Origin of the sequence: Aestuariivirga sp., from assembly GCF_046093005.1 — a bacterium.
Classification (GTDB): Bacteria; Pseudomonadota; Alphaproteobacteria; order Rhizobiales; family Aestuariivirgaceae; genus Aestuariivirga.
This window is the reverse complement of the sequence record NZ_JBJTER010000146.1, coordinates 1-25,680: the sequence shown is the minus strand read 5'-3', so window position 1 is coordinate 25,680 and position 25,680 is coordinate 1. Positions and strand designations below refer to the sequence as shown.

At 64.3% G+C, this 25,680-nt stretch carries 20 protein-coding genes, 1 tRNA gene and 1 pseudogene; 11 read left to right on the top strand and 11 right to left on the bottom strand.

From position 1 onward, the window contains the following. The 6 genes from ACKOED_RS12525 to ACKOED_RS12500 form a co-directional block, all read left to right on the top strand. On the top strand, positions 1–1,713 hold a 1,713-nt coding region (locus ACKOED_RS12525), incomplete at its 5' end, for an AAA family ATPase (protein ID WP_408916929.1). Between the two features lie 120 nt (positions 1,714–1,833). Further along, positions 1,834–2,631, top strand: a complete 798-nt coding sequence (locus ACKOED_RS12520; protein WP_408916928.1) for an ABC transporter ATP-binding protein — start codon at positions 1,834–1,836, stop codon at positions 2,629–2,631. Between the two features lie 45 nt (positions 2,632–2,676). Then, positions 2,677–3,465 (top strand): transporter substrate-binding domain-containing protein, encoded by a 789-nt coding sequence (locus tag ACKOED_RS12515; RefSeq protein ID WP_408916927.1) that lies wholly within the window; start codon positions 2,677–2,679, stop codon positions 3,463–3,465. A 52-nt stretch (positions 3,466–3,517) separates the two neighbouring features. Continuing rightward, positions 3,518–4,225 (top strand): ABC transporter permease, encoded by a 708-nt coding sequence (locus tag ACKOED_RS12510; protein WP_408916926.1) that lies wholly within the window; start codon positions 3,518–3,520, stop codon positions 4,223–4,225. A 9-nt stretch (positions 4,226–4,234) separates the two neighbouring features. Beyond that, positions 4,235–4,924: an ABC transporter permease gene (locus tag ACKOED_RS12505; RefSeq protein ID WP_408916925.1), complete on the top strand. Its 690-nt coding sequence runs from the start codon at positions 4,235–4,237 to the stop codon at positions 4,922–4,924. After that, positions 4,921–6,087, top strand: a complete 1,167-nt coding sequence (locus ACKOED_RS12500) for a M20 aminoacylase family protein (protein WP_408916924.1) — start codon at positions 4,921–4,923, stop codon at positions 6,085–6,087. Before ACKOED_RS12505 ends, ACKOED_RS12500 begins: the two co-directional genes overlap by 4 nt. Here the strand turns inward: ACKOED_RS12500 and ACKOED_RS12495 are convergent. Together ACKOED_RS12495 and ACKOED_RS12490 are read right to left on the bottom strand one after the other, a co-directional pair. Further along, positions 6,078–9,056, bottom strand: coding sequence for an NAD(P)-dependent oxidoreductase (locus ACKOED_RS12495; protein ID WP_408916923.1), 2,979 nt, complete (start codon positions 9,054–9,056; stop codon positions 6,078–6,080). The genes ACKOED_RS12500 and ACKOED_RS12495 overlap by 10 nt on opposite strands. Positions 9,057–9,108: 52 nt before the next feature. Then, positions 9,109–9,183, bottom strand: a tRNA-Lys gene (locus tag ACKOED_RS12490). A 167-nt stretch (positions 9,184–9,350) separates the two neighbouring features. On the opposite strand from ACKOED_RS12490, the gene glmU reads away from it, so the two are divergent. Both glmU and glmS read left to right on the top strand, forming a co-directional pair. Further along, the gene (gene glmU / locus ACKOED_RS12485) at positions 9,351–10,703 is read left to right on the top strand and encodes a bifunctional UDP-N-acetylglucosamine diphosphorylase/glucosamine-1-phosphate N-acetyltransferase GlmU (protein WP_408916922.1); all 1,353 of its coding nucleotides are present in this window, start codon (positions 9,351–9,353) and stop codon (positions 10,701–10,703) included. A gap of 9 nt (positions 10,704–10,712) precedes the next feature. Beyond that, positions 10,713–12,524: a glutamine--fructose-6-phosphate transaminase (isomerizing) gene (gene glmS, locus ACKOED_RS12480; protein WP_408916921.1), complete on the top strand. Its 1,812-nt coding sequence runs from the start codon at positions 10,713–10,715 to the stop codon at positions 12,522–12,524. On the opposite strand, the gene ACKOED_RS12475 is transcribed toward glmS, so the two are convergent. From ACKOED_RS12475 to glp, 7 genes are all read right to left on the bottom strand, one after another. Further along, positions 12,511–15,654 (bottom strand): efflux RND transporter permease subunit, encoded by a 3,144-nt coding sequence (locus tag ACKOED_RS12475; RefSeq protein WP_408916920.1) that lies wholly within the window; start codon positions 15,652–15,654, stop codon positions 12,511–12,513. The two genes, glmS and ACKOED_RS12475, sit on opposite strands and share 14 nt — an antisense overlap. A gap of 3 nt (positions 15,655–15,657) precedes the next feature. Continuing rightward, positions 15,658–16,794, bottom strand: a complete 1,137-nt coding sequence (locus ACKOED_RS12470) for an efflux RND transporter periplasmic adaptor subunit (protein WP_408916919.1) — start codon at positions 16,792–16,794, stop codon at positions 15,658–15,660. Between the two features lie 105 nt (positions 16,795–16,899). After that, entirely contained in the window at positions 16,900–17,238 is a 339-nt protein-coding gene (gene hspQ / locus ACKOED_RS12465; RefSeq protein WP_408916918.1) for a heat shock protein HspQ, read from the bottom strand. 56 nt (positions 17,239–17,294) lie between these two features. Continuing rightward, positions 17,295–18,455, bottom strand: coding sequence for an FAD-dependent monooxygenase (locus ACKOED_RS12460; protein WP_408916917.1), 1,161 nt, complete (start codon positions 18,453–18,455; stop codon positions 17,295–17,297). Positions 18,456–18,507: 52 nt separating this feature from the next. Beyond that, positions 18,508–19,122, bottom strand: coding sequence for a glutathione S-transferase family protein (locus ACKOED_RS12455; RefSeq protein ID WP_408916930.1), 615 nt, complete (start codon positions 19,120–19,122; stop codon positions 18,508–18,510). Between the two features lie 13 nt (positions 19,123–19,135). Then, positions 19,136–19,843 carry a transcriptional repressor LexA gene (gene lexA, locus ACKOED_RS12450; RefSeq protein WP_408916916.1) on the bottom strand — a complete coding sequence of 236 codons (708 nt, stop codon included), beginning with the start codon at positions 19,841–19,843 and terminating at the stop codon, positions 19,136–19,138. 110 nt (positions 19,844–19,953) lie between these two features. Continuing rightward, a complete protein-coding gene (glp, locus tag ACKOED_RS12445) occupies positions 19,954–21,159 on the bottom strand; it encodes a gephyrin-like molybdotransferase Glp (RefSeq protein ID WP_408916915.1) in 1,206 nt (401 codons plus the stop codon). A gap of 531 nt (positions 21,160–21,690) precedes the next feature. Here glp and ACKOED_RS12440 point away from each other — a divergent pair. From ACKOED_RS12440 to ACKOED_RS12430, 3 genes are all read left to right on the top strand, one after another. After that, positions 21,691–23,037, top strand: coding sequence for a Dyp-type peroxidase (locus tag ACKOED_RS12440; protein WP_408916914.1), 1,347 nt, complete (start codon positions 21,691–21,693; stop codon positions 23,035–23,037). A 45-nt stretch (positions 23,038–23,082) separates the two neighbouring features. Then, the gene (locus tag ACKOED_RS12435) at positions 23,083–23,568 is read left to right on the top strand and encodes a hypothetical protein (protein WP_408916913.1); all 486 of its coding nucleotides are present in this window, start codon (positions 23,083–23,085) and stop codon (positions 23,566–23,568) included. Between the two features lie 83 nt (positions 23,569–23,651). After that, the gene (locus ACKOED_RS12430) at positions 23,652–24,653 is read left to right on the top strand and encodes a catalase family peroxidase (protein WP_408916912.1); all 1,002 of its coding nucleotides are present in this window, start codon (positions 23,652–23,654) and stop codon (positions 24,651–24,653) included. A gap of 91 nt (positions 24,654–24,744) precedes the next feature. On the opposite strand, the gene ACKOED_RS12425 is transcribed toward ACKOED_RS12430, so the two are convergent. After that, positions 24,745–25,257, bottom strand: a complete 513-nt coding sequence (locus ACKOED_RS12425) for a hypothetical protein (protein WP_408916911.1) — start codon at positions 25,255–25,257, stop codon at positions 24,745–24,747. Between the two features lie 283 nt (positions 25,258–25,540). Then, positions 25,541–25,680 (bottom strand): annotated as a pseudogene (locus ACKOED_RS12420) (IS5/IS1182 family transposase); the annotation flags it as partial.

Genomic DNA, 25,680 nt, shown 5'->3' with positions numbered 1-25,680 from the left:
GGCAAGACCGCCATCGCTGAGGGGCTGGCGCGCAAGATCGTCAATGGCGAAGTGCCGGACGTCCTCAAGGACGCCACCATCTACAGCCTCGATATGGGCGCCCTGCTGGCCGGCACCCGCTACCGCGGCGACTTCGAGGAGCGGCTCAAGGCCGTCGTCAAGGAGATCGAGGCGCGGCCGGGCGCCATTATGTTCATCGACGAGATCCATACGGTGATCGGCGCCGGCGCCACCTCTGGCGGATCGATGGATGCGTCGAACCTGTTGAAGCCGGCACTCGCCAGCGGCGCGCTGCGCTGCATCGGCTCCACCACCTATAAGGAATACCGCCAGCACTTCGAGAAGGACCGCGCCCTTGTCCGCCGGTTCCAGAAGATCGACGTGAACGAACCTTCGATCCCGGACGCCATCGAAATTCTCAAAGGCCTCAAGCCCTATTACGAGGAGTTTCACAAGGTCCGTTACACCGACGATGCAATCGTGACCGCGGTGGAGCTTTCCGCCCGCTATATGTCGGACCGTAAGTTGCCGGACAAGGCGATCGATGTCATCGATGAGACGGGCGCGTCCCAGATGCTGGTGGCGGAGGCCAAGCGCCGCAAGGTGATCGGCGTTCCGGAAATCGAGGCAACCATCGCCACCATGGCGCGCATCCCGGCCAAGACGGTGAGCAAGGATGACGCCTCGGTTCTGAAGAACCTCGAGGCTGACCTCAAGCGCATGGTGTTCGGCCAGGACAAGGCCATCGAGGCGCTGGCGGCTTCCATCAAGCTGGCGCGCGCGGGCCTGCGCGAGCCGGAAAAGCCGGTGGGCTGCTACCTGTTCTCCGGCCCCACGGGCGTGGGCAAGACCGAGGTGGCCAAGCGGCTGGCCGAGGTTCTGGGCGTCAACATGCTGCGCTTCGACATGTCGGAATACATGGAGCGGCATTCGGTGTCGCGCCTCATCGGCGCGCCTCCCGGCTATGTCGGCTTCGATCAGGGCGGCCTCCTGACCGACGGCATCGACCAGCATCCTTACAGCGTGCTGCTGCTCGACGAGATCGAGAAGGCCCATCCCGATCTCTTCAACATCCTCCTGCAGGTCATGGACCACGGGAAGCTCACCGATCACAACGGCAAATCGGTCGATTTCCGAAATGTGATCCTGATCATGACCACCAATGCCGGGGCTTCGGACATGGCGCGGGAAGCCATCGGCTTCGGCAGCACCGTCCGCGAGGGTGATGACACGGCGGCGATCCAGAAGCTGTTCACGCCCGAGTTCCGCAACCGGCTTGACGCGGTGATCGCCTTCGGCCACCTGCCGCCGGAAGTCGTCCGTATGGTCGTCGAGAAGTTCGTGATCCAGCTGGAGGCTCAACTTGCCGAGCGCCAGATCAACATCGAGCTTTCCGACGAGGCCGCCAACTGGCTTGCCGAGAAGGGCTATGACCGCCAGATGGGCGCCCGCCCGCTCGCCCGCGTCATTCAGGAGAACATCAAGAAGCCGCTGGCCGACGAAGTCCTGTTCGGCAAGCTCAGCAAGGGCGGCACGGTTCGCATCCTGCTGAAGGACGACGCGCTGCACTTCGATTTCCTGAGCCGCGCCGAGGAGACCGCGCTGCCAGGCCGCCCGGAGCGCAAGGCCCTGCCGCGCGCCACGGCGGAAACTGGCGTTGAAGGGAAGGCGGGCGGAGCGTCGCGCCGCAAACCAAAAGCTAACCCCACGTAAAGCTGTTGCTCGCTCTGCGGGAAAAATCGGTCAACTGATGAATTGCAGTCGGCGGTTTTCTTGTTATTGTAGCTAACGGGAGCATTTAGGCCGGAAGAGCCGTGGGGAGACGCGATTATCTTGGCGCAGGCAGCAGCAAAGCCGGTTAGCGACCGCCCAGTCGCCGTGCGGGTGCAGGACCTTCACAAGAAATTCGGGGAACTCGAAGTGCTGAAAGGCGTTTCCCTGAGCGCCCGGGAAGGCGATGTCGTATCGATGATTGGTGCATCAGGTTCAGGCAAATCCACCTTCCTGCGCTGCATCAACTTCCTGGAGATGCCCACCCAGGGACAGATCGAGGTAACCGGCGAAGCTGTCTCTCTTGCCCGCCACAAGGACGGCGACCTTCACCCCACGGACCGCCGCCAGCTTGAGCGCATCCGTACCAGGCTCGGCATGGTGTTTCAGAGCTTCAATCTCTGGCAGCACATGACCGTGATGCAAAACGTGATCGAGGCCCCTGTTCATGTGCTTGGTCTTCCCAGGGCGGAGGCAACCGCGCGCGCCGAGAAGCTACTCAACAAGGTTGGCCTCTATGACAAGCGGGACCAGTACCCGGCATTTCTGTCGGGCGGCCAGCAGCAGCGCGCCGCCATCGCGCGCGCGCTCTGCATGGAGCCCAAGGTCATGCTGTTCGACGAACCGACCTCGGCGCTCGACCCGGAGCTCGTCGGCGAAGTGTTGCGCGTCATCCGCGACCTGGCGGAAGAGGGCCGCACCATGATTCTCGTCACGCATGAAATGAAATTTGCGCGCGATGTGTCGAACCACGTGATCTACCTTTACAAGGGCGTCATCGAAGAAGAAGGACCGCCCGCCCAGGTGTTCGGCGCGCCGAAAAGCGAGCGTTGCCGGCAATTCGTCTCCGGAATTCACTGAAGAGTCCGGAACCGTAAGAGAAACGTCAAACAGGGAGCAAACAATATGGACTTCAGGAAACTACTGATCGCCGCCGCGGCGGCGCTGACCATCGGCGCCACATCGGCGAGGGCCGATCTCACATTCGCCACCGACACCTCGGCCTATCCGCCCTTCACCTCGAAGAACGCGGCGGGCGAATGGGAAGGCTGGGAATATGACTTGATGAACGCGCTGTGCGCCGAGATGAACGAGAAGTGCACGATGATCGCCATCGCCTGGGATGGCATCATTCCGGCACTTCTCGAAAAGAAGATGGACGGCATCCTCGGCTCGATGTCGATCACCGACAAGCGCAAGGAAGTCATCGATTTCTCGGACATGTATTACAATTCCGCCGCGGTGATCATCGGCGCCAAGAACGGCGATCTTGACTTCTCGCCGGAGCATCTCTCGGGCAAGACCATCGGCGTGCAGGGCGCGACCATCCACCAGAACTACATCGACAAGTATTATGTGCCGAAGGGCGCCGTATCAAAAGCCTACCAGAAGCAGGATGAGGCAAATGCCGATCTTGCCGCCGGCCGCGTCGACTATCTGATGGCCGATGGCGTTGCGCTGCGTGACTACCTGATGTCGGATGAAGGCAAGGCCTGCTGCGAGCTGAAGGGTGCGGTTCCCGACGACAAGTCGATCCTCGGTTATGGCGTCGGCGTCGGTCTGCGCAAGGATGACACGGCGCTGCGCGACAAGATCAATGCGGCGATCAAGTCGCTCGCCGCCAAGGGCTACTTCGAGGAACTCACCAAGAAATACGGCCTCGAAGGTCTGATGACGCTGCCCCCGAAGGGCTGACGAAGTTGAACGGCCGCCCCTTGGGGCGGCCGTTTCAGTTTCAGCGCAGGGCATGCTTCCGGAAATCCTCAGTTTCGGCGATAAGGGCTTCGGAGACGAATTGCTCCGGGGCACGATCTACACCCTGCTTATAGCCGTGAGCGCCTATGCGCTGGGACTTGTGCTTGGTCTGCTGGGAGCCGCCGGAAAGCTTTATGGCGGCGCCATCGCCAGGACCGTGGGCGCCATTTATACTACCGTCGGGCGCTCGGTTCCGGAGCTGGTGCTCATCCTTCTGCTCTATTTCGCCGGAACCCGGGGCATCAACAGCCTTCTGGGCGTTTTTGGGATCGGGCCGGTCGAGGTCAATGCCACGCTCGCCGCTATTGTGGTGCTGGGCATCGTGCAGGGCGCCTATCACACGGAAGTCATCCGCGCCGCGATCCAGGCGGTGCCGCAAGGCCAGATCGAGGCGGGCCGTGCCTTCGGCATGAGCAACGTCCTTATTTTCCGCCGCATCATCGGCCCCGCCATGCTGCCTAACGCCATACCGGGCCTGTCAAACCTTTGGCTGATCGTCATCAAGGATACCGCCATTCTGGCCGTCGTCGGCAATGTCGAGTTGCTGTCGACGACTGCCTCCGCCGCGGCCTTCACCAAACAGTATCTTCTGTTCTATCTCACGGTTGCGGTGATCTATCTGGTGATCACCGAGGTCTCCAGCTATCTGCTTGGGCTTCTGGAGCGCCGGTTCCGGCGCGGCCAGACCAGCCTGGCCTGAGGCGCGGCCATGAATTGGAGCTGGCTTCCGGAATATCTTCCGCTTCTGCTGCAGGGCCTCTGGCTCACCATTCAGCTGCTCGTCTTGTCGATGGTGTTCGGACTGATCATCGCCATTCCCGTGGGGCTCGTGCAGGTGACGGGCCCACGCTGGCTGGGCGCCATGGCCAGGTGGTATTGCAAGGTGATGCGCGGCACCCCGCTGCTGGTGCAGTTGTGGCTGCTCTATTTCGGACTGGGCTCGGTGTTTGCGGCCAACCCGGAAATCAGGCAAAGCGCCTTCTGGCCGTTCCTGCGCGAGGGCTACTATTACGCGGTTGTCGCCTTCTCGCTCAATACCGGCGGTTATTCCGGGGAAATCATGCGCGGGGCGTTTCTCTCGGTTCCGAAGGGCGAACTCGAGGCCGCCCGGGCGTTTGGCATGTCGCGCTGGCAGGTCTTGCGCCGCATCTGGCTGCCGCGCGCCTTCCGCAACGTGCTGCCGACGCTGGCGGGCGAAACCGTGCTGTTGCTGAAGGCAACGCCGCTTGCGGCCACGGTGACGGTGCTTGACATCTTCGGCGTCATCCTGCGCGTGCGGCAGAATACCTATCTCACCTATGAGCCCCTGTTTCTGGCAGCCGCGCTCTACATGGCGCTCACGCTCATCATCACCCAGCTGTTTGGCCGCATCGAAGGCCAGCTTCCGAGCCGCCGATGATCGAGGATATCCTCACCCGCCACCTTCCGGAACTCACCGCCATCCGGCGTGACCTGCACGCCCATCCTGAAATGCTGTTCCAGGAAGTCCGCACCGCCGGGATCGTCGCCGCGGAGCTGCAGCGCCTCGGTTTCAAGGTCACGGCCGGCATCGCCAGGACTGGCGTTGTCGGCACCCTCAGCAATGGAAGCTCGTCGCGTGCCATCGGCATCCGCGCCGATATGGACGCGCTGCCCATCGAGGAACGCACCAACCTCGCCCACGCTTCGCGCTACCCCGGAAAGATGCATGCCTGCGGCCATGACGGCCACACCACCATGCTGCTGGGGCTGGCGCGCTATCTCGCCGAGACCCGCCGTTTCGATGGCACCGTGCACCTCATCTTCCAGCCCTCCGAGGAAGACGAGGGCGGCGCGCTGCGGATGATCGAGGACGGGTTGTTCCGCCGCTTCCCCTGTGACCGGGTGTTCGCGCTGCATAACCTGCCGGGCGAGCCCGAAGGCCAGATCATGGTGAAGCCGGGGCCGATCACCGCCTGCTGCGACGTGCTGACGATCGTGGTGGAAGGTGTCGCCGGCCATGGCGGGCTTCCTCACAAATCGGTCGATCCGGTGGTGGCCGCGGCCAGCCTGGTCATGGCGCTGCAGACCGTCGTGGCGCGCAACACCGATCCGCATGATCCGGTGGTGGTCACGATTGGCGCCATCAATGGCGGCTCGATGGCCACCGTGATCCCGGGCTCCGTGAAACTCCTCGCCGGCATTCGCACGGTGACGGAACCGGTGCGCGAGAAGGTGCTTTCCCGCATCCGCGATCTCGCTCAGTTCCAGGCCCGCTCCTTTGGCTGCACGGCCTCGGTCGATGCCGGCATCGACAGCTGGAGCTATCCGGCCGGCTGCAATTCCGCCGCCGAGGCCGCACTGGTGCGCGAGGTGGCGATCGAGATGGGGCAGGACCCCGCGAAGATCGACATGCGCGGGCCTTTCATGTTCTCGGAGGACTTCTCCTTCATGCAGCAGGCGGTTCCATCCTGCTATTTCGGGCTTGGCGCCGGGCCGGGGCCGATGCTGCATGACCCCGGCTATGACTTCAACGACGCGCTGCTCGTCAAGGGCCCGGCCTTCTGGGCGCGGCTTGTCGAGAAGGCGCTGCCTCAGGCATAGGGGCCTTCGATCCCCAGCTTGCGCATCAGCGCCGCGTAGCGGTTGAAGCTCTTGACCAGCGCGGGTCCATGCCGGGCGATCAGAATGTCCATCTGCACATCGGTGATGGCGGTGGACAGCGCTCCCCAGATCGCCGCCATGTTCTCGGCTTCGGCGCGGGCATCATTCGCGGCTTCCGCGTTCCGGGCGGCGCGCGCGATGGTCTGGGCGGAACACTTGCCCACGCCCGCAACCGTCACCGGGCCCGCCAGCGCATAGCCTTGCGGCAAGTCGCCTTTGAGGTTGATCACTTCCCTGAAGCGGATGGCGTTCAGGATCTGGTCGACCGCCTGCTTGGCGCCTTCGACGCGCGAGACATGCTCGGTATCCGCCGCCGCATGCGGCAACAGCTCGATGCGGCCCGCGTATTTCTGGCCCAGTGGCAGGTAGGGCGCCATCGGCCCGGTGGTGGCGCCAGTCTCCGGGTTCACAAACAAATCGGCGTCAATTGCCGCATAGCGGATCTTGCCAGCCGCCATGGCCTCGCCGAGCGCTGCCGCATCCACGCATTCGCCGCGGTCATAGTTGATGAGGATGGCGCCGTCATTGACCTCGGCCAGCACCGCGGCGTTGACCACATTGGCATTGGCGTATTTGCCAGTCGCGGCGTTGAGCGGCCCGAGTCCGGTATGGACGGAAATCACATCGGCGCCGCGCGCCGCGGCCTCCGGGGTGGGCGCATAGACGAAGCCCTCGGACTCGATCCAGTCCTTGTGCCGCGCCCTGGCATGCACCGCCACCACCATGCCGAAGGCCTGCGCCAGCTTCGCCATTTCGCGTCCGATATTGCCATAGCCGATGATGCCGATGCGCTTTCCCTCGATCTTCTCGGTCGGAAAATCCTTGAGGTCGCGGCCGGTGTCGAACTGGCCGGCGGCGGTGCGCCGGTGCATCTCCTCGACGGGCAGGTCCGGCAGCACCTTGAGCAGCGCCTTGAACGCCATCTGCGCTGTGGCGCGGCTGTTGAAGGAGGGGGTGTTCATCAGCGGCGCCTCGCCGCCCTCGCCATTGCCGCCGCCCCAGGAGGCCGAACCCATGTTGCCGGTGCCGGCGCCGATCCTGACGCCGCCCTCGGCAAAACGGGACTCACGCGGCAGGAAGGTGGCCGCGGCGATCACCGCGTCATACTGGCCCTGATCGGTGAGCGGGCGGATCTCGTCGGGCTTCGAAAGCTGCGGCTGGTAGAAGAAATGCACCCGGCCCGGTTCCAGCTTTGCGCCGCCCTCCACGCCGGTCTCATGGAACACGCCGCCCTGCGCCTCGACATGGGCTTTGACCGCGGAATGATCAGGCAGTCCAGTCTTGCCGAACTTGAGGCCGACGTAATCGCAGATCAGCACCTTGTAGGCGCGGTTGGGATCGTCCTTCCGCACCCTCACGCCCGCCTGGGCCGGGGCGGGGAAGGCCACACCCTGCTTGATCAGCTCTTCCTCGATCACCACGGCGCGGGCGCGGTGATAGGCGTATTTGATGTTGTCGAGCAGCGCGGTGACGTCCTCCACCGGCCGGATGCCGCCGATCCAGGCGCGGAAATCTCCTGGCGTACCGGGAAACGCGTTGAGATAGCGCGCCACGTCAAGTCCGTCCTCGTGAAAGCCGTTCGGGTGGGTGATGCCGTCATAGGACAAGAGCTGTTTCGCGCGGGCGATGATGCGCGCATGCAGCGCTGGGTCGGTGATGGCGGGGTCGCGCACCTTGATGAGCGTCACCGCCGCGCCGCGATGCTCCGGGCTCTCAACGCCCAGCGCAAGCAGATCGGAGTTCCGCATCCATTCGTCCACCGCGCCCCGGTTCAGCACCGAGCGGCGGTTGAGCTCGCTGACTGGCCCCACCATTTTCTCAACCCGCAACAGGCCGAAAGCGGTTTCGGCGAAAGCCAGCGTCGAGAAGGTGTTGATGACGCCGCCCAGCATGCGGTTTTCCGCGGGATCGTAGATCGGGCCAAGCCTGATGCTGCGTTCGCCGGTCAGGGGTTTGCGCGGATCGGCGGGCACCGCGAGCTTCAGCTGCCGGGGGATCGCCCAGGACGGCTGCTTCTGGTTCTCCTCGATCAGCGCCATGGCCTCTGGCGTCAGCGACGCCACGAAATAGCCCGACGCGCCGCCGATCGCCTTCTGGAACGGCATGAACAGGCAGCACTTCTCCATCACCTGCGCCACCACATCCTCGCCCCAGGGCATCGCCCCCAGCATCGAGGTGGCATCGAGGATGGCGTGATGCTCGGCGGCGTTGCGGTCGATCCAGTCGAGCAGGTTCAGAATGTCGGCGCGTGAATAGCAGGTGGCGCCGGTGGTCTCGTGGCCGACGCCGAAGAACACCCTGATGCCCATCCGCTCCAGCATGTCCGAAGAGGGGATGGCGCCCTCGCTTTTGGCGAAGTGAAGGCGCGTTTCATCGCCGTTGCGGGCATGGCGCATCATTTCGACGATCTGCGCGCCCCAGCTCTGGCGGAAGAAGCCGGCGGCTTTGGCGGCCTCCGACTCTGGCGCCGGCGTATCGACATAGACGTGCTGGGCCGGATCATTTGCCGTGATGAAGTGCAAGGCGCAAACGGTGAAGCCGGAGTGGCCGCCGCCCAGCCCCACGGCCAGCCGGTTTTGCTTCGGAAAGCCGAAATACCGGTGGATCTCGCGCATGGTGTCGAGCAGCACGCGGTCCGCCGGATAGCCGCGGTGCATGGAGCGGCCGATCTCGGCGGCCGTGAAGCCGCCGATGTCGCGCCCGGTGTCATCGAACTTGCGGTAGGTCTGTTCCAGCCAATGCTCGAAGGCAAAGCGCAGCTTGCGGCCCCCGGCCTCGTCCGGCACCATGTCGGTGATCGGCCCCACGCCGAAGAACGGGTTCAGCGTGCGCGGCGGCGGCCCGCCGGCGGTGGCGGCGAGCGATCCGGCGCGGATGTTCTTCAGGGCTTCGATTGCGGATGTTGCCATGGCGGCCTCCTCAGGTTCAGGGCCTGCGCATGACCTGAACAGAATAATGAATTGGTGAGCCCGTCGGGGTTCGAACCCGAGACCCTCTGATTAAAAGTCAGATGCTCTACCGCTGAGCTACGGGCCCACGGCCGGTAAACGTCCGGCAAAGGAGGCCGGACCATAGTGGCGGGTCCAGGCCCGGTCAATAGACGAAGGCAGTACAAGACGGCGCACCCGCGCCGCCATACTCTCGCCGTGGGCGGAAGTGTATGCTACGGAAACTCAACGAATATCCAACCCAGACGAGTCGGGATGCAAGACCTCGCCATCATCGTCCTCGCGGCCGGCAAGGGCACGCGCATGAAGTCGGCGCTGCCAAAGGTGATGCACCGGGCCGCGGGGCGGAGCCTGATCGGCCATGTGCTCCATGCCGCCAAGGCGCTCTCGCCCGCCGCGGCCGTCATCGTGGTGGCGCCGGACATGGACGCGGTGGTGGCGGAGGCCCGGCGGGTTCTGCCCGAGGCGAGGGCCGCCGTGCAGGCGGAGCGGCTCGGCACCGGCCATGCGGTGGCGATGGCGCGCCCGGCGCTTGAAGGCTTCGCAGGCACGGTGCTGGTTCTCTATGGCGATGTCCCGCTGATCTCGGCCGCCACGCTTGAAGCACTGGTCAAAACCGCGGGGCAGGGCCTGGCGGTGCTGGGCTTTGAGGCGGCGAACCCGCATGGCTATGGACGGCTGTTGCAGGATGCCGGGGGCAATGTGGCGGCGATCCGCGAGGAGCTTGATGCATCGCCGCAACAAGAGCTCATAAAGCTCTGCAACTCCGGTATAATTGCGATTTCGGGCGAACTGCTCTGGCGGCTTCTGCCGCAGCTCGGCAATGGCAATGCCAAGGGCGAATACTACCTGACCGACATTGTCGAGCTGGCGGGCAAGGCGGGCACGCCGTGCCGCCTCGCCGTCTGCCCCGAGAGCGAGGTGGCGGGGGTCAATGACCGGGTGCAGCTGGCCGCCATCGAGGCCGCCCTGCAGGCCGCCTACCGCCGCCGCCACATGCTGAACGGGGTTGGGCTTGCCGCGCCGGACACCGTCTATTTCTCGGCCGATACGGTGATCGGCGAAGATGTCACCATCGCGCCGAACGTCGTTTTCGGCCCTGGCGTGGTGATCGAGGCGGGGGCGGAGATCCTCTCCTTCTGCCACATCGAGGGCGCGCGGATCGCCGCGGGCGCGCGGATCGGCCCCTTCGCGCGGCTGCGGCCCGGCGCGGTGATCGGGGCGGAGGCCCATATCGGCAATTTCGTCGAGGTAAAGCAGGCGGAGATCGGGGCGGGTGCCAAGGCCAATCACCTAAGCTACATCGGCGACGCCCGGGTGGGCGCTGGCAGCAACATCGGGGCGGGCACCATCACCTGCAATTACGATGGCTTCGAAAAGCACCGCACGGACATTGGCGACCATGTCTTCGTCGGCTCCAACACGGCGCTGGTGGCGCCGGTGAAGCTGGGCGACGGCGCCAATGTCGCGGCGGGCAGCGTGGTAACGCGGGATGTGCCCGCCAATGCGCTGGCCATTGCGCGGGCCGGTCTCGATATCCGCCCCGGCTGGGCGGCCCGTTTCCGGGAACTCAAGGCGGCCCGCAAGGCCGCGAAGAAAAAAGGCTGAGGCAATCACATGTGCGGCATCGTGGGCATTCTCGGCAAGGAGCCGGTAGCGGACAGCATCGTCGAGGCGCTGCGCCGCCTCGAATACCGCGGCTATGACTCGGCCGGTGTCGCCACCCTCACCAGCAGCGGCATCGAGCGCCGCCGCGCGGTGGGCAAGCTCCGGAACCTCGCCGAACTCCTGGCCCGCGCGCCGCTGCCGGGAACCTCCGGCATCGGCCACACCCGCTGGGCCACCCATGGCGGCGTCACCGAAACCAACGCGCATCCACATGTGGTGGGCGATGTGGTGGTGGTTCACAACGGCATCATCGAGAATTTCCGGACGCTCAAGGACGAGCTGATCGCCGGCGGCGCGGTGTTTACCACCGAAACCGACACGGAAGTCGTGGCGCAGCTCCTTGCCCGTGAGATCAGCCAGGGGGCGAGCCCCAGGGACGCGGTGAAAGCGGTTCTGAAGCGCCTCCAGGGCGCCTTCGCGCTGGCCATGCTGTTCAAGGGCGAGGGAGACCTGATGATCGGCGCCCGCAACGGCCCGCCGTTGGCCATCGGCCATGGCGACGGCGAAATGTTCCTCGGCAGCGATGCCATCGCGCTGGCGCCCTTCACCAACCGTATCACTTATCTGGAAGACGGCGACTGGGCGGTGGTCAGCCACAACAAGGCTGAGATCTTCGATGCCGAAAACCGTCCGGTGAAGCGCCCGATGAGTTTCAGCCAGGCCTCAAGCCTGCTCGTCGACAAGGGCAACTACCGGCATTTCATGGCAAAGGAAATCGCCGAGCAGCCGGAGGTGATCGGCCATACGCTCGCCGAGTATGTCGATTTCGCCGAGCGCCGGGTGCGCATGCCGCAGGCCCTTCCGTTCGATTTCGCGAAGCTGGACCGCATCACCATCGCCGCCTGCGGCACCGCCGCCTATGCCGGGCTTGTCGCCAAATACTGGTTCGAGCGCATCGCCAGGCTGCCCGTCGAGGCGGACATCGCGTCCGAGGTCCGCTACCGCGAGGCGCCGCTGCTGAAGAACGGCCTCGCCATTGTCGTCTCGCAATCGGGCGAAACGGCGGATACGCTGGCGGCGCTGCGCTATTGCAAGGCCCAGGGCCAGCATACGCTGGCGGTGGTCAACGTGCCGGAATCGACCATGGCGCGGGAGAGCGAAACGGTGATCCGCACCTTCGCGGGCCCGGAGATCGGCGTGGCTTCAACCAAGACCTTCACCTGCCAGCTCGTGGCGCTCGCTTGCCTTGCCATCCTGGCCGGCCGGCAGCGCGGCACGCTCAGCGCGGAAGCGGAGCGGGAGTTGGTCGGCGCGCTGATCGCCACCCCCCGCCAGATGACCGAAACCCTCAAGGACGAGAAGCATATCGCCGAGATCGCCCGGGAACTGGCCGGATCGCGCGATGTGATGTTCCTTGGCCGCGGCCTCAACTATCCCCTGGCGCTTGAAGGCGCGCTGAAGCTCAAGGAACTCTCCTACATCCATGCCGAGGGCTACGCGGCGGGAGAGTTGAAGCACGGCCCCATCGCGCTCATCGACGAGACCGTGCCGGTGATCGTCATCGCGCCGCATGACGAGCTCTATGAGAAGACCATCTCCAACATGGAAGAGGTGGCGGCGCGCGGCGGCCGCATCGTTCTGCTCACTGACGATCACGGGCACAAGAGCTTCCGCACCATCACCGTGCCGAAGGCCAATGCCTTCGTCAGCCCGTTGCTCTATGCCGTGCCGGTGCAACTCCTCGCCTATCACGCGGCGGTGTTCCTCGGCACCGATGTCGATCAGCCGCGCAACCTGGCCAAATCCGTCACGGTTGAGTGACGGCCTCCGCCGCGGCCTCGGGCTTGCGCTTCACTTTTTCGCGCAGCCACTGCACGACCACATAGAGAAGCGGGATCAGGAAGATGCCCAGCACGGCGGCTGACACCATGCCGCTCGCCACCGAGGTGCCCACACCCCGCCGGCTCATCATGCCCGCGCCTTGGGCGATGACCAGCGGGATCAGCCCGGCGATGAAGGCGAAGCTGGTCATCATCACGGCGCGGAAGCGTTCGCGCGCGCCTTGCGTGGCGGCGCCCGTGATGGTGAGGCCTTTGCGCCGCGCCTCCATGGCGAACTCGACGATCAGGATGCCGTTCTTGGCGGCCAGGGCAATCAGCACCACAAGCCCGATCTGGGCATAGAGGTTGTTGTCGAGCCCGGCCATGCGGAGGCCGATCAGCGACCCCATGACGGCGGCCGAGACCGACAGCAGCACGGCGATGGGGATCGTCCAGCTCTCATAGAGGCCGACCAGGAACAGATAGGCAAACAGCACGGCAAGCCCGAGGATCATCACCGTCTTGCCGCCGGCTTCGATTTCCTGCAGCGCGGTGCCGGTCCACTCATAACCATAGCCGCTGGGCAGCGTCGCCTTCGCCACGTCTTGCATCGCCGTAATCGCGTCGCCGGAACTGCGGCCGGGGGCGGGGTTGCCATTGATGGTGGCGCTCAGCACATTGTTGAAGCGGGTGATGGACTGCGGTCCGAGGATCACCCGGGCATCGACAAAGGCCTTCAGGGAAACCATCTCGCCCTTGTTGTTGCGAACCGAAATGCGCCCGATGTCGTCGATGCGGGCGCGGTCCGCCGCCTCGCCCTGCACGATCACCTGCCAGGTGCGGCCGAAGCGGTTGAAGTCGTTGACATAGCTGCCGCCCAGCACGGCCTGGAGCGTGGTGAACAGGTCCGAGAGATCGATGCCCAGCGTCTGCACCTTGTCGCGGTCGATCTCGAGATAGAGCTGCGGCGTGTTGGCCGAAAAGGTGGTGAAGACGCGGGTAAGGCCGGGGTTCTGGTTGGCGGCGAAAACCAGGCCACGGGCCGCCTGCGCCAGCGCCTCCGGCCCCTGGCCGGCGGAGTCCAGCAGCTGGAATTCAAAGCCGCTGCCGGTGCCAAGCCCGATGATCGGCGGCAGATTGTAGAAGATCACATTCGCCCGCTTGATGGCGGCGCCCTGCGCCGTGAGGGCGGGGATCAGCGCATTGACGGAGAGCTCCGGCGACGTGCGGCTGGCGAAGGGGTCGAGCGTCAGCACCAGCAGCGCGGCGTTGGATTTCACCTGGCCGTCGAGCATGCTGTAGCCAACCACACTCATCACACCGGCAACGCCCGGCGTCTGCCGCACCATGTCGACGACCTGCTTCGTCACATCGGCCGTGACGTTGACCGAGGCGCCCTGCGGCAGCACCACCTCACCGAAGATGGCGCCCTGGTCCTCGGCCGGCAGAAAGCCCGTCGGCGTGGTCTTGAACAGCCAGCCGGTGACCGGGAAGATCACCGCCAGCGCCACGAGGCCGATCGCCGCGATGCGCACCAGGCGGTGGACGATGGCCGCGTAGCCGTCGCGGGCCCAGTTGATGCCGGACATGATCTGCCGCATCGGAAACGGCTTTGGCCCGTGGCTCTGTTTCAGCAGCACCCCGCACAGCGCCGGCGACAGGGTGAGCGCATTGATGGCCGAGATGATCATCGATACCGTGACCACCACCGCGAACTGCTGGTAGAGCTGGCCCGATATGCCCGGAATGAAGGCTACCGGCACGAACACCGACATCAGGACGAGCGTGATGGCGATGATCGGCGCGGTGATCTCTCCCATCGCCTTGCGGGCGGCTTCGGCGGGCGAGAGATGCGGGTCTTCCTCCATCTTGGCCTCGACCGCCTCGACCACGACGATCGCGTCGTCGACCACGATGCCGATGGCCAGCACAAGCGCCAGCAGTGAAACCGTGTTGGCGGAAAAGCCCAGCGCCATCATCACCGCGAAGGTGCCGATCAGCGACACCGGCACGGCGATGATCGGGATCAGGGTAGCGCGGAACGAGCCGAGGAAGAAGAACACCACGATCGCCACCAGCGCGAAGGCCTCGAACAGCGTCTTCACCACCTCGTGGATGCTCTCCTCCACGAACTGGGTGGTGTCATAGGTCACCTGATAGGCCATGCCATCGGGAAAGCTGTCCTTGGCTTCCTCCAGCACTTTCTTCACGGCCTCGGCGCTGGCAATCGCATTGCCGCCCGGCGACTGATAGATGCCGATCACCGCCGCGGGCGCACCATTGTAGCGGCCCTGGCTTTCGATCGAGCGGGCGCCGAGTTCCACCCGCGCCACGTCCTTGAGGCGGACGAAGGAACCGCCCTCGGTGGCCCGCACCACCACCTGCTCGAACTCCTCCACCGTCGAAAGCCGGCCCTTGGTATTGATGGTGAGCTGGAAGGCCTGGTCGGGCAGGGCGGGCTGGGCGCCGATACGGCCCACGGCGGCCTGGATGTTCTGGCGCTTCAGCGCGTTGATGATGTCGCCGGGCGTCATCTGGTAGTCGGTGAGCCGCTCCGGATCGACCCAGATGCGCATGCTGTAATCGGTGGGGGTGAGCAGGCTGACATCGCCCACGCCCTTCAAGCGCTTCAGCCGGTCGGGAAGATTGATGGTCACATAGTTTGAAAGAAACAGCTGGTCCTGGCCCTCGGCCGTGGAGGTGAAGGCGATGATCTGCAGGATGGCGGATGAGCGCTTCATCACGCTGACACCCTGCGAGCGCACCTCCTGCGGCAGCTGCGCCTCGGCGAGCTTGACGCGGTTCTGGACGTTGACCGTATTGATGTCCGGGTCCGAGCCCACCGCGAAGGTCACGGTCAGCGTGTAGCTGCCATCATTGCCGCTCGTCGATTTCATGTAGAGCATGTTGTCGACGCCCACCACGCGGGACTCGATCGGCTGCGCCACCGTCGACTGCACCACCTCGGCGCTGGCCCCGGCATAGGCCGCCGTCACCGAAACCTGGGGCGGCACGATATTGGGAAACTGCGCCACGGGGATCGCCTGCATCGCCACCAGACCGGCGATGGTGATGACCAGCGAGATGACCACCGCGAGCCGCGGCCGGTCGATGAACAGTCCGGAGATCATGGCTCAGCCCTCCGGCGAGATTTCGGTGGCTTCGACGGCCTGTCCGGGCCTGACCTTCTGCACGCCCTCAACGACCACCAGATCGCCGGCGCTCAATCCCGCATCGATGGCGACGCCGTTCTTCACCTGCGTGCCGGGTGTTACGCGCTTGACCACGATCTTCTTGTCGGCATCGACGGAGAGCACATAGGCGCCCTGCTGGTCGAGCTGCAGCGCCTGCACGGGGATGACGATGGTGGGCTGCGCCTGGTCGGCCTCGACCACGGCGGTGACCAGCTGGCCATCGACCAGCAGGCCCTTGGGATTGGGGAAGACGGCGCGCACATTGACGGCGTCGGTGCCGGTGTTCACGGTCACATCCACGAAGTTCACGGTGCCGGCTTCCGCGTAGCGCTTGTTCTTGCCGAGGTCGAGATAGACGGTGAGGCTGGAGAGATTGGCCTCGGGGCCCTTCTGCTCCCTGACCGCCAGCACCTCGCGCTGGCTCACCGGAAAGGTGACGCCGATCGGATTCTGCGACACGATGGTGGCCAGCGTGCCGCTGCTGGGGCTGACATAGCTGCCGACCGATAGAATCGATTTGCCGATGCGGCCGTCGATCGGGGCGCGGATCTCGGTATAGGAAAGTTGCAGCTGGGCCTGGGTCAGGTCGGCCTGAGCCTTGTCCAGCGCGCCCTTGGCTTCATCGCGCGCCGCCTGCGCGTCATCGAGCTTGGTCTGGGCGGCGGCTTCCTTTTTTACCAGCGTGGTCTGCCGGTTCAGCTCCAGCTCGGTGCGGTCGAAACGCGCCTGGGCGATGGCCACGGCCGCCTTGGCGGCGGCGACCGAGGCCTCATAAGGACCTTTCTCGATCACGAACAGGAGGTCCCCGGTCTTGACATCGGCGCCTTCGGTGAAGACCTGCTGGTCGAGAAAGCCCTCGATGCGGGCGCGCAGATCGACCTTGTTCAAGGCCTCGACGCGGCCGCTGAAACTTACCGAGGGACGGAGGTCCTGGGCCTCGGCCCTGACCACGCTCACCGCCGGCGGCGGGGCCGGGGTGGCAGCAGGCTGCGGCTGGGGGTCTTCGCAGGCCGACAGCAGGGGTGCTGCCAAAAGCGCCAGGATCAGTGCGGCGTTACGGAAAACGACCTTCGTCATGATACCCCCGACGCAAGACGATGCATGAGGTGATTACAGGAAACGGTCCGGACGGAAAAGGCAATAAAGAAATAACTCTGTTTATGTGATATTAATGCCACCCGCCTAGTGGCGGCGGCGGTTCCGCGGGCGGTAGGTCTTGCGCCTGGTGTCGTAGCCTTCAAAGTAATCGCGCACCTGCGGGTGGCGCACCGGCGCGCCGGAATCATCGACCAGCAGGTTCTGCTCGGAAACATAGGCCACGTATTCGGTATCCTCGTTTTCGGCCAGCAGATGGTAGAACGGCTGGTCCTTGCGCGGCCGGATATCTTCCGGAATGGCGTTCCACCACTCTTCGGTGTTGTTGAACACCGGGTCGACATCGAAGATCACACCCCGGAAGGGAAACAACCGGTGGCGTACAATCTGGCCGATAGAAAACTTGGCGGTTCCGGCGTCTCGCATGGCGTTTGATTGCCAAGGAAGCGCCGCGATGGCAAGAGGCTTCGCGAAAATGGTATCTAACCCCTTGAAGATGCAAGGCCATATTGCATGGCGGCGCGGCGCAGCGGCGCGAAACCGGCAAGCAGCGAGATGCCGGCGGCGCGGCCCGCCTCGAGCGGCAGGAAACCGGAGAGCAGGGAGCGGTTCATGAGATCGATGACCTGCTGGCGGGGCTGCACGTCGCGGCGGCGGCGGCCGTCATAACTGGCGAGCAGGGCAGGGTTTCCCGGGTCGTCCTCGCCGGCCATCAGGGCGGCCGCGCCGGCGGCGTCGCGGAGCGACATGTTGAGGCCCTGGGCGCCGATCGGCGGCACCACACGGGCGGCCTCGCCAACCAGGATCACCCGGTTCCTAGCGAAATCCCGGGCCAGTAGCCCCTGCATCGGAAACAGCCGCCGCGGCCCCAGATCAGAGATGCGGCCCAGTTCGCCATGGGTACCGATCTGGACCTCGGCGGCAAAGGCGCGGTCGGGCAGCGCCATCAGCCCGGCTGCCCGTTCGGGCCGCTCCATCCAGACGAGCGATGAGCGGTTGCCGGGCATCGGCACCGTGGTGAAGGGGCCGGCCTGCTTGTGATATTCGGTCGAGACGCCATCATGCGGGCCGCTATGGGCAAAGCTGGTGGCGATCGCCGCCTGCTCATAGGACCAGCGGTTGGTGCGGATCCCCGCGGCCTCGCGCAGCACCGAGTTGCGGCCATCGGCGGCGATTGCCACCTGCGCCGCCAGCCGCTCGCCCTCCGTGGTGATGACCACGATGCTGTCCGAACGGGGTTCCGCCCCGGCGGCATCGGCCGCGGTCACCTCAACGCCCAGCGCCAGGGCACGCCGGTAAAGCGCCGGGATCAACAGGCTCAGGGGGAAGTTCCAGCCGAAGACCTCCTCGCCCAGCTCGGCCGGATCGAAGGTCACCGTGGGCGCCGCCATCGCAGCGCCCGTGTCATCGACGAGACGCAGCTTGCGGAGCGGCTGGGTTTTTGCCTGCAGGTCTCCGGGCCAGAGCCCAAGATTTTCGAGGATACGCAGCGAAGGCATCATCAGCGCCACGGTGCGCGGGTCGCTGGCGTCACCGGGTTCACGGGCGACCAGCCGCACCCGGCGGCCATCCTGGGCCAGAAGGCAGGCGGCGGCGAGGCCCGCCGGACCTGCCCCCACCACGATGACGCTGTTGTCGCTCATGAGCTTCACTTGGGCATGGCGGCCGGCACAGGCAAGGCGCGTCTTGCCACAGTCAGCGGTGCGCGATGCTGGTTTTCACCATGCTGGGCCGCGCCGAGAAGGCCTGGTGCCAGGCGGCCAGCTTCGGGTGGCCGTTGCGCCAGCCAAGATCGTTCAGCCGGAAGTCGATGTAGCCGAGCGTCACCGCCACGGCGATGGCGCCAACCGTGACGGCCTCCAGTTGCGGCATCCAGTTGTTTTCAAGCTCGTCTAACGAGGCGTGGAGCCTGGTCACCGTGCGGGACATCCAATCCTCCCACTGCAGGCCCTTGGGCCTGACGCCGATCTCATAGCGGTAGGCGACGGCGGAATCGGCCACGCCCTGGCCAAGCGCCTGGAGCGTCAGCACCTCGAACCGCCCCGCCGTGGCCGCCGTGATGAGCGTGGTGTTGCCGGCCACATGGCAGAGATATTCCATGATCACGCGGGAATCATAGATGCCCTTGCCGTCCGCGGTTTCCAGCACCGGGATCTTGGCCAGCGGCGACAGCGCCGAGAGCTTCGCATTGACTTCGGTGGGCTTCACCGGTTCGACGATGTGCTGCACCCGGCCTTCCAGCCCGGCTTCATGGGCGGTCACCACCGTCATGCGCACGAAAGGCGATATCAGATCGCCATAGATTTTCATCACCGCACTTACCTCAATACTTCCGGAGCAGCCCGACGAGGCGGCCCTGCACCCGCACCCGGTCCGGCCCGAAGATGCGGGTTTCATAGGCTGGGTTGGCGGCCTCGAGCGCCACCGAGTCGCCCTTGCGGCGGAGCCGCTTCAGGGTGGCCTCCTCGTCATCGACGAGGGCCACCACGATGTCGCCGTTGTGGGCGGTATCGCCGCGGCGGATGACCACCGTGTCACCCTCAAAGATGCCGGCATCGATCATAGAGTCGCCCTTCACCTCGAGCGCGAAATGCTCGCCGCCGGCCAGCATTTCGGGCGGCACGGCGATGTTGGCGGTATGGTCCTGGATGGCGGAAATGGGAACGCCCGCGGCGATGCGGCCCATCAGCGGCACCACGGCGGCGCGCGGCACCCCGTCGCCCGCCGCCTGCACCGGTTTGACGCGGCCCAGATTACCCTGGATGACATTGGGCGTGAAGCCCGGCGCCTTGCGCGAGGCGATGCTCGGCGAATGGCTTTCCGGCAGTTTCAGCACTTCCAGCGCCCGGGCCCGGTTGGGCATGCGGCGCAGGAAGCCGCGCTCCTCAAGCGCCACGATCAGCCGGTGCACCCCGGACTTGGATTGCAGGTTGAGGGCTTCCTTCATTTCCTCGAAGGAGGGCGGAACCCCTTCCTCCTTGAGGCGCTCATTGATGAACAGGAGAAGTTCGAGTTGCTTGCGGGTCAGCATCGGCAGGGTCCTTCGCACTTTGGCGTCTTGGGCATCATGAATCGGAACAAATCCAAAACAACGATAACCGTACCCTGTTAGTTCTGCAAGTGTTTACTTTCCGTAACCGCTCAGAAATCGAGCCGTAAGATTCTGACGACGTCACCCGGGCTTGCCGCGGGGGCATGCGGCGGCCGCACGATCAGCGCCTGGGCCTCCCGGAAGGTGCGCTGCATGGAGGAATCCTGGCGCGGGAAGGGCGTGACGGTGCGGCTGCCGTCCGGGCGCTCCGCCAGCGTGGCGCGGACATAGTCCTGGCGGCCGTCGTTTTCCTTCATGGCGGCGCCAAGCCGTGCCTCGACAAGCTCATCGGCGGCGGGAAGCCCCTGCAGGGCGCCGAGCAGCGGCGTCAGGAACAGCCGCGCGCAGACCAGCGCCGAGACCGGATTGCCGGGCAGCCCCAGCACATGCTGGCCCTTGCGGCGGCCATACATGAAGGGCTTTCCCGGCCGCATGGCGATTTTCCAGAAATCGATGGCAACGCCTGACGTGCGCAGCGCCTCCTGCACATAATCATGATCGCCCACCGAAGCCCCGCCGGTGGTGAGCAGGATGTCGGCCCCGGCCGCCCTGGCGATGGCGCGCGCGGTGGCCTTCAGCGTATCCGGCACGATGCCGAGATTGATGACCTCGGCGCCGGACAGCGCCGCCATGGCGGCCAGCGCATGGCTGTTGGAGGAGACGATCTGGTCCGGCCCCGGCCGGCCGCCCGGCGCCACCAGCTCATCCCCGGTGGCGAACAGCGCGACGCGCGGCCGCCGCGCCACCGCCACCGTCCCGGCATTGGCGGCGGCGGCCAGCGCGATGTCACGGGCGTTGAGCCGGAGGCCCTTCGGCAGCAGCGCCTCGCCGCGCCGGAAATCGAGCCCCTTCACCCGCACGTTCTGGCCTTGCCTCGCGGCCTGCAGAATTTCAACGCGGGAGCCCTCCAACGCCTTGGCGTTCTCCTGGATCACCACCGTATCAGCGCCGCGCGGCAGCGGCGCGCCGGTGAAGATCCTGACGCACTGTCCGGGCCGCAGCCTGCCTTTGAACCCATGGCCCGCCGCCGCAACGCCCACCACCTGAAGCCGTGCCGGAGTGGTGGCCACATCGGCGGCGATCACCGCATAGCCGTCCATGGCGGACGCCGCGAAAGGCGGCTGGTCGCGTTTTGCCGCGAGCGGTTTGGCCAGCACCCGGCCGAGGCTTTCCGCCAGCGGCACGCTTTCGGCGGCCAGCGGCTTCACGCCGTGAAGGATGCGGCGCAGGGCGTCTTCGACGGGCATCAGGGGCATGGGGATACTCCGGGACTGTGAGGTGAGATGGTATTTACCTGATGGACGTGTTCAGCGGTAGGATTAACGAGGCAAGGCGCTGGTTCTCAATAACGAACTCGCTGGCATACCCAACGTGCAACCCAAGCAAAAGGAGAGAACATAATCTGGGAAATCCGGCAACACCTCACCGCCTGATTCAGCACCGGTGTGAACAGGCTGTTTGTCATGCTCTCCAGCTCAAAGTAAAAGTGGTGTGTATCTTGATTCCAGCGCAATCGAAGCGCGGGTGGACAGCAACGGCAGATTGCTTCGGCGAAGGCGCACCCGTGATGCGTGTGCCAAGGTTTGGTGTTGTTGGAATTGCCAGTTCATGCCAATCTCCGCTTGATGGGGATTTCATCCGGTGAGTGGCGGCATAGGGTCATCTGCTCCCGGCATGAGGAATGAGATGTTGAAGCTCAGACAAATGGCTGTTTTCTCCGCTTCGGCCTTGGCCCTTTCCCGGAAGAGTTCGCGAGAAATCAGATCTTGAGCGGGGCTGAGGTTACCATGACAGAAGCCACTGTGCTCGATGTTAGCGATATTCAAGCGGTCGTTCTTCGTCCGCGGCCGTACCCTTATTGCGGGCAGATCGTCGTCATCCGCATCGGCGACGCGGCTGAGGGCCGGGAAATGCTGCGCCGGATCATTCCGCACGTTGCCACGGCAGAGGGATGGGGAGACTCCGAGCATCACCTCGCATGGCTAGGGATCGGCTTTACCTTCGAAGGTCTGAACGCGCTGAAACTGCCAGGAGACACTCTGGAAAGCTTCCCCGAGGAGTTTCGCGAAGGCATGGCGGCCCGCGCCTCGATCCTCAATGATGTTGGCGCCAACGCACCTGCCAATTGGGAGCATCCCTTCGGCAGTTCCGACGCACATGTGCTCGTTACGATTACCGCGCGAACCGCAGATGATTTAGCGAAGGTGCTGGACCAGGCGCAGCAGGCTTGCGGGGACCTGCCCAACATAAAAATCATCTACAGCATGCAGTGCAGCAGTCTTCCGGAAGGACGGAATCCCTTCGGGTTCAGGGACGGACTGCACAATCCCCACGTCGAGGGAAGCGGCACGCCGGTCTATCCCAGCTATACGCCGCCGGTCAAAGCAGGTGAGTTCGTCATGGGCTATCCAGATGAACAGGGAGCGACCGCCTCTCAGCCACAGCCCGACGCGTTGCGGCGCAACGGCACCTTTGCAGCCATGCGGAAGTTTCATACAAATGTCGCTGCATTCCGGACCTACTTGCGCGAGAACGCCTCAGGCCCAGAAGACGAGGAATTGCTGGCAGCCAAGATGGTCGGGCGGTGGCGCAGCGGGGCTCCGCTCGTACTCGCTCCCGAAAAGGATAATCCGGAGCTTGGTGCAGACCAGAATCGAAACAATAATTTCCGCTATGGCGACGACATCCAGGGGCTGAAATGTCCCTTCAGTGCGCACATCCGGCGCGTGAATCCGCGAGATGCCTTGAAGGACGAATTGGTTGCCGTGAACCTGCACCACTTTCTTAGGCGCGGGATGAACTATGGCTCCCCCCTGCCGGAAGGCATCTACGAAGACGATGGCGCCGAACGCGGCGGCTGGTTCCTGCTCGTTGGGGCAAAGCTTCAGCAGCAATTCGAATTCGTCCAGTCGCAATGGATCAGCAACGGAAACTTCATCAGTCACGGCATTGAACAGGATCCAATCCTCGGCAACCCTGGTCCGGACAGCGTCTTCACAATTCCGCAACGCCCCGTCCGCCGCCGCCTTCACGGATTGCCGCAGTTCGTCGTCGTGCGGGCTGGCGAATACTTGTTCTTGCCAGGTTTGCGGGGGCTTCGCTGGCTTGCCGATCCTGCCAATTCAACAGACTGACCAAGAACCCCCGCGAACTCACCCAGCAAAAAGCAGGAAACAACGATGACTGACGTACAAAAGACAGCAATCGCCCGGCCCGGCGCCCGTTCAGGACAGGCGCAGGAACTCACCGTCATTTTGCCCTTGAAGCCGGGGGCCGCTGAGCGCATTCGGGCCGCACAAAATGACCCGAAGTATGCGCCCCTTCTCGATCAGGCGAACATCGACAAGGTCGGCACGGTTCATGATTTCCGCATTGTTCTCTTCGACAACGACACGCGAATGATCTTCGCGTCAACCTTCGATGGCGGTTGGGAAGAATACATCAATGACTTTGCCACCTATATCCCAGACGTCATCGACTTCGCCTTTCATGAGTGCGAGGGATGGCCGGGCATCCACAGCCCGGATGTGAAGGACTATATCGTCAAACATCAGATCACGGCTACGCGCTTTTACAGTGCCTACCCGCAGGTTACCGTCCGCGACGTACGCAAAGCCGTGAAGACAAAGGCTGCCCTGGACAGCTTGCTGGATACCGCTGGCTAACGCGTCGAAATTCAGAACAAGGTCATTCAGCGCTACGACGGGCACGCACCCGGTGTGGAAGTCCAGGCAAATGGAGAATTGAAGTGAACCACGGGCAGTATCGACGGTCCGAAATGCTGGTGGACATGATTCACAAGGATTTCGGCGGCTTTCATCCAGGTTATCGCGATGTGCACGCGCAGGGGCGATATTACGCGGGAACCTTCCAGGCCACACAGGAGGCAAGCAAGATCAGCCGCGCGGTTCACCTGCAAGGCGATGCCGTGCCGGTCTCGGTGCGGCATTCGAATAGCGCTTCCGGACTTCCATGGGGACCGGCCACCTCGACGTCGATGGCGGTGAAGTTCTACCTTCCAGACGGCACGGTTACGGACCTCATTTCCCTACCCATGCCACTCTTCGTGGCGCGCACAGCCGACGAGACCTATGAGCTGCTGGAGGCTGGGCGGCTGGATCCCGCCACTGGAAAACCCGATCCGGCGAAGTTCAGCAATTTCCTGGCCGCGCGACCGTGGATCGCAAATGCGGTCAAACTGTTCGTTGGTCTGCCTTCCGCCGTCAGTTTCGCACAGACGGAATACTACGCGCTGCATGCCTTTCGCTTTGTGAACGCCAAGGACGAGATCCAATACGGACGCTATCAGTGGGTTCCGCAAGCCGGTGTGGCGGGGCAAACCCGGGAAGAGCTCGAGAAAAAGCCGCCCAGTTATCTGTTTGAAGAACTCGAAGCGCGCCTTCGTGCGGGTCCGGTTTTCTTCGATCTTATGGTCCAGCTGGCAAGTGAAGGCGATCCAACCGATGACCCAACTGCACCATGGCCCGAGGACCGCCCCCGCTTGAAACTGGGGCAGCTCAAGGTGACGCGCCCTACGACCGTCGAAGAAATCGGCGACGTGGTCATGATGCACGATCCGACTCGCGTCACGGATGGCATCGAAGTTTCCGAGGACCCCGTTCTGGCTGCCCGCCGTGGCGTCTATGAGCTTTCGGTGGCTTATCGAACGGGGGGCTGGAAAGGCCGGCAGGCCGCGTTGGAGCGGGCGGGCTGCCCCTTTTTGGGCGGAAATCAAGCGCCTCGTAAATGATCAACTGTTAATGCCCTATCAGCGGCGCGCGATACCCCGTTGCTCGACGTGCAGGGTTTCGCCACTACCAATCAATTTTATACTGATGGCTTCACTTGAGGAAGATAGTAAGACCGTCAGCAGCGAGCCCGATGTCACGGGCGTTGAGCCGGAAGCCTTTCGGCAGCAGCGCCTCGCCGCGCCTGAAATCGAGGCCCTTCACCCGCACATTCTGGCCTTGCCTCGCGGCCTGAAGGATCTCGACGCGGCCGCAGTCCAGCGGCTTGGCATTTTCCTGAATCACCACCGTATCAGCGCCGCGCGGCAGCGGCGCGCCGGAGAAGATCCTGACGCACTGTCCGGGCCGCAGCCTGCCTTTGAACCCATGGCCCGCCGCCGCGACGCCCACCACCTGAAGCCGTGCCGGAGCGGTGGCCACATCGGCGGCGATCACCGCATAGCCGTCCATGGCGGACGCCGCGAAAGGCGGCTGGTCGCGTTTTGCCGCGAGCGGTTTGGCCAGCACCCGGCCGAGACTTTCCGCCAGCGGCACTGCTTCCGCCGCCAGCGGTTTCACACCGTGAAGGATGCGGCGCAGGGCGTCTTCGACGGGCATCAGGGGCATGGGGATACTCCGGGACTGTGAGGTGAGGTGGTGATCACCTGACGGGATGGCTGAGCTGAGATGTTATTGACCTGACAGTCTGGCCCGCTGGTAGGGCGCGCGGACCGCAAGAGTCAAGCGGGCGCTTTTCAATGACGATGTTGCCGGAATACCGAAGCCCCAAAAGAAATCAGAGGAGAGAGCAAAGTCCTGCCGGCCCGACCAGCGCTTCGCCACCTGACCCGGGCCAGCTGGCGGCTACCTTCAAGGTGATTACTGTTCTTGTACATACATCTTGTACAATCTAGGTGGTGTTGACAAAGTGTCTGCACCAGAGGCGTGCTGAGGCGATGAGAACGAAACCGAGATAGCTTTCTGTTGTCTTGTCGTATCGTGTTGCAAGCCTACGGGAGTTCTTGAGTTTGTTGAAGCAGCGCTCGATCA

What these genes read in the sequence shown, in the direction of transcription:
- ACKOED_RS12515 (WP_408916927.1), top strand. Translation starts at nt 2,677, where the DNA reads ATGGACTTCAGGAAACTACTGATCGCCGCCGCGGCGGCGCTGACCATC.
- ACKOED_RS12510 (WP_408916926.1), top strand. Translation starts at nt 3,518, where the DNA reads ATGCTTCCGGAAATCCTCAGTTTCGGCGATAAGGGCTTCGGAGACGAA.
- ACKOED_RS12505 (WP_408916925.1), top strand. Translation starts at nt 4,235, where the DNA reads ATGAATTGGAGCTGGCTTCCGGAATATCTTCCGCTTCTGCTGCAGGGC.
- ACKOED_RS12500 (WP_408916924.1), top strand. Translation starts at nt 4,921, where the DNA reads ATGATCGAGGATATCCTCACCCGCCACCTTCCGGAACTCACCGCCATC.
- ACKOED_RS12495 (WP_408916923.1), bottom strand. Translation starts at nt 9,056, where the DNA reads ATGGCAACATCCGCAATCGAAGCCCTGAAGAACATCCGCGCCGGATCG.
- glmU (WP_408916922.1), top strand. Translation starts at nt 9,351, where the DNA reads ATGCAAGACCTCGCCATCATCGTCCTCGCGGCCGGCAAGGGCACGCGC.
- glmS (WP_408916921.1), top strand. Translation starts at nt 10,713, where the DNA reads ATGTGCGGCATCGTGGGCATTCTCGGCAAGGAGCCGGTAGCGGACAGC.
- ACKOED_RS12475 (WP_408916920.1), bottom strand. Translation starts at nt 15,654, where the DNA reads ATGATCTCCGGACTGTTCATCGACCGGCCGCGGCTCGCGGTGGTCATC.
- ACKOED_RS12470 (WP_408916919.1), bottom strand. Translation starts at nt 16,794, where the DNA reads ATGACGAAGGTCGTTTTCCGTAACGCCGCACTGATCCTGGCGCTTTTG.
- hspQ (WP_408916918.1), bottom strand. Translation starts at nt 17,238, where the DNA reads ATGCGAGACGCCGGAACCGCCAAGTTTTCTATCGGCCAGATTGTACGC.
- ACKOED_RS12460 (WP_408916917.1), bottom strand. Translation starts at nt 18,455, where the DNA reads ATGAGCGACAACAGCGTCATCGTGGTGGGGGCAGGTCCGGCGGGCCTC.
- ACKOED_RS12455 (WP_408916930.1), bottom strand. Translation starts at nt 19,122, where the DNA reads ATGAAAATCTATGGCGATCTGATATCGCCTTTCGTGCGCATGACGGTG.
- lexA (WP_408916916.1), bottom strand. Translation starts at nt 19,843, where the DNA reads ATGCTGACCCGCAAGCAACTCGAACTTCTCCTGTTCATCAATGAGCGC.
- glp (WP_408916915.1), bottom strand. Translation starts at nt 21,159, where the DNA reads ATGCCCCTGATGCCCGTCGAAGACGCCCTGCGCCGCATCCTTCACGGC.
- ACKOED_RS12440 (WP_408916914.1), top strand. Translation starts at nt 21,691, where the DNA reads ATGACAGAAGCCACTGTGCTCGATGTTAGCGATATTCAAGCGGTCGTT.
- ACKOED_RS12435 (WP_408916913.1), top strand. Translation starts at nt 23,083, where the DNA reads ATGACTGACGTACAAAAGACAGCAATCGCCCGGCCCGGCGCCCGTTCA.
- ACKOED_RS12425 (WP_408916911.1), bottom strand. Translation starts at nt 25,257, where the DNA reads ATGCCCCTGATGCCCGTCGAAGACGCCCTGCGCCGCATCCTTCACGGT.